Here is a 1,833-nt window from a genome sequence, read left to right as displayed (position 1 = left end):
CGATGCCGACGCCGCCCTCGACACCGCCGCCACGCGCCAGCCGCTGCGCGGCGAATCGGCCCACTGGGTCACGCGCACCGCGCTGTGCGTCGAGGTGCGCGACCCGCGCCGCGCCAACGGCCCGGCGGCCGAGAAGAAGGGCAGCGCCTCGGGCGTGCTCTACGTCTTCATGCCGCCGCTGGCGCGCCTGGAGGACTACCTCGACCTGGTCGCCGCCGTGGAAGCCACCGCGCGCGAGCTCGGCGTGCGCATCGTGATGGAAGGCTATCCGCCGCCGCGCGATCCGCGCCTGAAGATGCTGCAGGTCACGCCCGACCCCGGCGTGATCGAGGTCAACATCCATCCGGCCCACAACTGGAAGGAACTGGTCGACCACACCGAATTCCTCTACCAGGCCGCGTTCGAGACCCGGCTGTCGGCCGAGAAGTTCATGACCGACGGCCGCCATACCGGCACCGGCGGCGGCAACCACTTCGTGATGGGCGGCGCCACGCCGGCCGACAGCCCCTTCCTGCGTCGGCCCGAGCTGCTGGCCAGCCTGCTGCTGTACTGGCACAACCATCCCTCGCTGAGCTACCTGTTCTCGGGCATGTTCATCGGCCCGACCAGCCAGGCGCCACGCGTGGACGAAGCGCGCAACGACCAGGTCTACGAGCTCGAGATCGCGCTCAAGGAGATCGCGAAGAACCGCGAGCTCTACGGCCAGCACATGCCGGCCTGGCTGGTCGACCGCACCCTGCGCAACATCCTGATCGACGTCTCGGGCAACACGCACCGCAGCGAGTTCTGCATCGACAAGCTCTACTCGCCCGACTCCAGCACCGGCCGCCTCGGCCTGCTCGAGCTGCGCGCCTTCGAGATGCCGCCGCATGCGCGCATGAGCATCGCGCAGCAGCTGCTGATCCGCGCGCTGGTGGCGCGCTTCTGGGACGAGCCCTACAAGGCGCCCGTCACGCGCTGGGGCACCGAGCTGCACGACCGCTTCCTGCTGCCGACCTTCGTCAAGATGGACTTCGACGACGTCATCAGCGAGATGCGCCAGGCCGGCTTCGCCTTCGATCCCGACTGGTTCGCGCCGCACTTCGAGTTCCGCTTCCCGCTCGTGGGCCAGGTGCAGGCGATGGGCGTCGAGCTCTCGCTGCGCAACGCGCTCGAGCCCTGGCACGTGATGGGCGAGGAGGGCTCGGCCGGCGGCACGGTGCGCTACGTCGACTCCTCGCTCGAGCGCATCGAGGTGCGCGTGACCGGCCTCAACGAGAGCCGCCACGTGGTCACCGTCAACGGCCGCGTGCTGCCGCTGCAGCCCACGGGCGTGACCGGCGAGTTCGTGGCCGGCGTGCGCTACAAGGCCTGGAACCCGCCCTCGGCGCTGCATCCGAGCATCAAGGCCCATGCGCCGCTGACGGTGGACCTGGTCGACACCTGGATGAAGCGCTCGCTGGGCGGCTGCCAGTACTTCGTGGCCCATCCGGGCGGACGCAACTACGAGACCTTCCCGGTCAATGCCTACGAGGCCGAGAGCCGGCGCCTGTCGCGCTTCACGCGCACCGGCCACACGCCGGGGCTGATGCGCACGCCGGCTGCCACCATCGAGGTGCCGGGTAGCCGCGAATTCCCGTTCACGCTCGACCTGCGGCGCTGAGCGGCGCCGCGCGCCCGCCGGCCCTTCGGGGTGGCGGGCCGGACGGCCGGCTGTGTCGTGGCGCCCACACCGATGGCTGCGGCGGGCATTTCGCACGCCATCGCCACCGGGGCCGGTGACGGCAATGTGACAATCCCAACCCTGTGGAACCCCTCAACGAATCCCTGTTCGATGCCCAGGCGCTGGATTTT

The 1,833-nt window shown here is 70.1% G+C and carries 1 protein-coding gene; it reads left to right on the top strand.

Translation table 11 applies throughout. The features are described 5' to 3' along the window. Positions 1 to 1,642: transglutaminase family protein (locus tag AC27VN_RS40360; protein ID WP_490880347.1), on the top strand; the 1,642-nt coding region annotated here is incomplete at its 5' end. Between the last annotated feature and the right edge of the window lie 191 nt (positions 1,643 to 1,833).

This window comes from Variovorax sp. 20P10.2.4, assembly GCF_058244205.1.
The sequence above is the reverse complement of the archived record's forward strand: the minus strand, read 5'-3'. Positions and strand labels throughout refer to the sequence as shown.